Consider the following 5,673-nt stretch of genomic DNA (forward strand, 5'->3'; position numbering starts at 1 on the left):
AAAATCACTTTAGCTAGAAAGTTCGCCGAAATCTTCTGATTTCCTAATTCGGAGTGTTGAGAATTTCACAGTTTGAGAATTTGCCGATTTTGATTTTGTCTTAATATCAAGTTAAGCGGAAAAGTTCAACTCCAAGTAATCATTCTAGCCAGTAATTTTTCCCAAGATATTCTGACTCCTGACTCCTGACTCCTTTTATCCAAACAAATCAGCATCTTTTAAACTTGTACCAGCTTCATCTTTTTTAGATAATTTCACCTCAATTCCATCCAAAGGCCAACTAATCCCAATCTCTGGATCGTTCCACAGAATTGAACGTTCATATTCAGGTGCATAATAATCAGTAGTCTTATACAAAACATCCGCAGTTTCAGACACTACCAAAAAACCATGAGCAAAACCAGGAGGCACCCAAAGTTGTCGTTTATTTTCTGCACTTAAAAGATAACCTACCCACTTACCAAAATTAGGAGAATTTTTCCGAATATCTACAGCAACATCAAATATTTCTCCTACAACTGCTCGTAATAATTTACCTTGAGCTTGTTGAATTTGATAATGTAAACCTCGAAGTACACCTTGACTAGAACGAGAGTGATTATCTTGCACAAATTCCAGATTTATTCCCGTTTTTTCTGAAAAATTACGTTGATTAAAACTCTCCATAAAAAAGCCGCGTTCGTCTCCAAAAACTTTTGGCTCTATTAACAATACTTCAGGAATTTCTGTGACAATTACATTCATTTTTTTGACCTCATTTGCTAGAAGGAATAAGTAAAAAGGAAGATAGAAAAAGAGGTTGATTAATTGATAATGAATAATGACAACTATCTATAATTATCTATATTAAAAGGAGCGGTTTGAAACCTCTGGGGATTAATTACTAGATCGTGGAAAATTCTTCAAATAATTATTGTTAGCTAAGGTTTTCAGGTAATTAAACTTAGAAACTTCTCTATTCAGAACTTTAGGTGATCTAAGCTTTTTCCAGTGATACTTTCAGTCTTGAAAGCAAACCTTTTTTAGAATAACTTTGTACTTTCCAGTTAATTATCCATTATCAATTATCCATGATCAATTATTTTTTCCCCCAAGCTTCTAACTCTCCTATCCATAAATTAAAGACTAATTTATCTAGATGAAGAAATTGAGAAATTGAGAGTAAAAAAGAGAACAAAATCTGCTGATAATACTTCAATCTATTCAAAATATATCCTAGACTCATTAAATTACTGGTTGCCTTTGATTCTACATCATAAAATCCACTTTTTTCCAAAGCCAATTTTATCGTATCAAGGGAAAAATAAGTCAAGTGTTCTGTTGGTTTATAGTGATACCACAAAGACCCTAGTAATTTATGCCAAAATCCTCCAACATTGGGAGTAGTAATAAAAATCCATCCTCCAGGTTTCAAAAGTTGATAAGCTGCTGTTAGTTGAGCAATAGGATCTGTCGTATGTTCAATCATATCTTGCAACATAATCAAATCAAAAGAATTAGGTTCAAAATTATGATTAAACAAATCCCCTTGATATACAGATAAACCGCGACTTTGAGCAAATTTCACTGCATATTCTGATACTTCTAAACCTTGAGGATTATCCCATCCTAAATCTTTTGCTTGCTCCAAACAATCACCTAAAGCACAACCTACATCTAATAATAAACCTTGACCAGAAAGTTTTTTCTCTGCTTTTAATAAACGCTTCCGAAAAGTCTGACTATTAATTTTCATCCCTTGAAAATAATTAGAATATCCTCCCTTGGGAAAATCGTTATTATAATAATCTTCCTGATAGATAGCAGTAGGATTTGCTGGTGGATTATTATCCCATACCATACCACATTCAGAACATTTTGCTAATAGATAGTCATCGCCTGCTTTGTAGTAGTTAAATTTATTTGTATGACATAAGGGGCAATGATTTTTTTGCATAATTTTTGATTGAAATTACTTTTGTCTACATTACATTTAGATAAGTATATATTACCTGGGATTAAAATCCCAGGCTGATAGCTCAAGTCTCTTTTAAGGGACTAAAAATACTGAGTCAGTTTCAGAGGATTTAATTTATTACCTAGAAATTCATTTCTGGACGGGATATCAATTTTCACCTAAATTTGTATATTTAAAAGATAAAAATCAAAATGGCATTATGGCGAATTTACTATCATTTTATTTGCTCAACTAAAGAAACATAACCTCTAATAAAACTAAATATAGAAACTCAAATTTATCATTATATTATTGACAAAGCTAATGCTTTTAATTGTATTATTCATGCTATTAATGACACAGAAAATCATATTCATTTAGTAGTTTCAATCCCACCTACTTTCCCTATTTCTTATTTTGTCAAAAATATTAAAGGTAGTAGTTCTAATTATCTAAATAATTTTCTATCTAGGAAGGAAAATAAATTTGCTTGGCAAACAGGATATGGGGTCTTTTCTTTAAGACAAACACAATTAGAGCGAGCGATCGCTTATGTCGATAATCAAAAACAACATCATTTAAAAGGAACCTTCAATAATTAATAATTAATAATTACCTCTTCTGTAGGCGTTGGTAAATGCGTAATGCTTTTTTCTTAAATATCTATGAAAAAACTATAGTTGTACAGTTCATAAATATTGAAGAACATTACCTAATCACCAACCCCTAATTTTTCGGTAAATTCCCAACTAGAACAAATGACTGATAAAGACGATTCCCCTTTAAAATTCTCTAATAATACCAGGGATTAAAATCCCTGACTCACAGTTCAAGTCCTCTCAAAAAGACTCATACCATTTCGACCTGATGTTGCGCTTAATAAAAGATAACAGCTATTAGTAAAATTCAAGTCTGGGTAAGAATTATTAAGCGCACTGTTACAGAGAAATGGTATCAGTTTTTTCAGTCCCTGAAAAGGGACTTCAGCTATAACCTGTGGAATTCATTTCACGGCGGAATGCCTGTGTTCAATAATTCATTTCATGGCGACCTAATATTAAAATTTTCACCTCAATATGCCAGGGATTAAAATCCCTGACTCACAGCTCAAGTTCTCTCAAGAGGACTCAGTTTTTTCAGTCGCTGAAAAGGGAATTCAGCTATGAGTCGTGAAATTCATTTCACGGTGGGATGCTTGTGTTGAATAATTCATTTCACGGTGGGATACCTGCATTGAAATTTCAATCCAGTTATTAATATATTTCTATCTTGACATTAACTTCATCATTTAATTTGACAAATTCTTGTTTGTCAGAATTATAAACCCAAGCTTTAATAACAGTTTCTCCCACAGGCAAAGATTTAGCTGAAAATTTTACTTTCCATCTCGCTCTACTATAAAGTTTTGACTTCATAATTTTAGCAATATCATTACTCTCTAAGTTAACAATAGCATTGGCAAAAAAATCTTGATTCTCACCAGAAGAAAGTAATACTAAGTTAGGTGTTTCTTTTCCATCTGGTATAATTGCCCAACCTCCTAAATTTAGAGTTTCGTCACCTTTAATAATTACAGGTTTTGCAGTTGTTTGAGGATTGTCTAAATACCCATAATTTTGTTTTGGTTGTTTGATAAATTCTAGATTTTGAGGGAATTCTCGCCATCCTAATTTTGCCATAATTTCTGCACCTTGTCTGACTAACCAAGTTTTGCCATTCATTAATACTAAACAACTATCTGGAGATGTTTTAATAAATTCTGAATCTGCTAAATAGTTAATTATTTCTAGACATTCTTTCCGACTTTCCATGTAGGGAAAACTTAATTTTAGATTCCTCACAACATACACCGAGTTAATCGTCATAATTCCTGTCATTGCAACAGCCAAAATTTTATATATTGATAAATACTTTTGTTGTTCCTGTACAAACAAAGCTAGGAGATAAATTAGAGAGATAATTAATAATATTGATGTGGTTGTATATCGGGAAGAAATTATTGCATTTTCAACTCCATATTCTGCTCTACCTACAGATATAGATAAAGCAGAAATTAGAGAAAATGTACCTATTGTTAACCAAGGAATAGTTGCTTTGAAAGAAGAGTCAGTAATAGAGAATATTTTTCCTCTAAGTTCCCATTGCCAATTCATTCTCTTACCTAGCTTACTTCTGATTCCTAATTCTTGATTTTCTGGTTTAAACCAAGAATTATTGAAAAAGTAATATGTAAAAAATAGGAAACTAGATAATAATATTAATCCCGTTAAAATTGCCGGTATGGGAAGTCTAACTAAAGGTAAACCTAAAACGGCTAAAAAGTAATTTATTATCAAAAATGGTTGTTCTGTAAATAAAAATGGTTTAGGATCGCGAATCGGATTAAAGTTAATTGCGTAGACAATACATGAAATTATAAACAGCAAAATCCAGATACTTAGTCTACTAATTTTTTGTTTGGCTTTCCCTTCTATAGATAATATTGACGGAATTAAAACCAGCCAATAAAGTAATCCTTGTATTAGGGTAAAACTTCCGATTAAACAAAATATTGCTGCCAGAAATATTCTTGTTTTTGCCGAAAAATTCTCTAATGTGTGAATAAAATATACTGCCATTATTAGACATAGGTTTGTCAGAAACCAAAATAGGGTAAATCCCCATAACCAGTTCTGATGTTGTACTAGGGAGAATAAGAATAAACAACTTAATATATTTGCTATATGTAGGATATTTTTGCTTTTATTATGAAATTGAATTTCGGCTATTTTGCAAATAGCAAAAAATGTGATCATGACAAAAATTACGCTACAAATTATTTCAGCTTGAGTGTTCCATTTTGTAGCAAAAGCTAAGGCAGTAATGATTAATTTTGGTATTAATATTCTGTGATGTCCGTGTACTGTGAAAAAGTCAAAAAATGTGGCGTTTCCTTCAGCAACTCTCTCAAAGATAGGGGTTAATCTCCATTGATCCCAGTAGGGAACGTTGACACTAAAATTAGCGAGAAACCAGAGAAGTAATAAGACTGGGAAAATATAAAGGGTTGGTAATAATATTTTGGTTTGGGAAAATATTTTTCGCATTATTAGAAAATTGACAGATAACTTTTGGAAATATTACCTTAAAGCGAAGTTTAAAGTCCCGTCTCTTTAGAGCTGTGTGGCGATATAGCTGAATAAAATTTATATTTCTGATTTGCTAATTTGCTAAAAATTTGACTCTGGATTTTATAGGTCAAAACTCCTATTGCGATATCCGCAACAAAAGAGAAGTGAGTCAAAATTCCTATTGCGTATATAGCAATAAAAATGAATGAGATTTCTATTTTGGATTTGCTAAAAGTTGACTTCTGGATTTTATAGCGCTACTTGAATCGGGAATAGGGAACAGGGAAAACGGAACAGTTGACTATCAAAGGATTTGAGGATTTATAAATGTCCTAACCTTAATGCGTAGCGCTATATAGGTCAAAACTCCTATTGCGATATCCGCAACAAAAGAGAAGTGAGTCGAAATTCCTATTGCGTATGTAGCAATAGAAATGAATGAGATTTCTATTTTGAATTTGCTAAAAACTTGCCTGTGAATTTTGTAGGTAAAAGCTCCTATTCCTACATCTGCAATAAAAAAGAAGTGAGTCAAAATTCCTATTGCGTATGTGGCAATAGAGATGAATGAAATTTCTATTTTGAATTTGCTAAAAACTTGCCTGTGAATTTTGTAGGTAAAAGCTC

General features: G+C 32.0%; 4 protein-coding genes. 1 reads left to right on the forward strand and 3 read right to left on the reverse strand.

Annotated elements, in window-relative coordinates:
• Positions 1-195: 195 nt before the first annotated feature.
• Both rfbC and ACP6PM_RS29055 read right to left on the reverse strand, forming a co-directional pair.
• Complete coding sequence (rfbC, locus tag ACP6PM_RS29050) at positions 196-744, reverse strand: dTDP-4-dehydrorhamnose 3,5-epimerase (protein WP_426590362.1); 549 nt, start codon at positions 742-744, stop codon at positions 196-198.
• Positions 745-1,078: 334 nt separating this feature from the next.
• Positions 1,079-1,936 (reverse strand): class I SAM-dependent methyltransferase, encoded by an 858-nt coding sequence (locus ACP6PM_RS29055; protein WP_426590363.1) that lies wholly within the window; start codon positions 1,934-1,936, stop codon positions 1,079-1,081.
• A 284-nt stretch (positions 1,937-2,220) separates the two neighbouring features.
• Between ACP6PM_RS29055 and tnpA the strand changes: the two genes are divergently transcribed.
• A complete protein-coding gene (gene tnpA, locus ACP6PM_RS29060; RefSeq protein ID WP_426590366.1) occupies positions 2,221-2,538 on the forward strand; it encodes an IS200/IS605 family transposase in 318 nt (105 codons plus the stop codon).
• A gap of 651 nt (positions 2,539-3,189) precedes the next feature.
• On the opposite strand, the gene ACP6PM_RS29065 is transcribed toward tnpA, so the two are convergent.
• On the reverse strand, positions 3,190-5,022 hold the full coding sequence (locus ACP6PM_RS29065) for a hypothetical protein (protein WP_426590364.1): 1,833 nt from the start codon (positions 5,020-5,022) through the stop codon (positions 3,190-3,192).
• Positions 5,023-5,673 lie beyond the last annotated feature (651 nt).

Source organism: Dapis brunnea BLCC-M229 (assembly GCF_050015995.1).
Classification (GTDB): Bacteria; Cyanobacteriota; Cyanobacteriia; order Cyanobacteriales; family Microcoleaceae; genus Trichodesmium.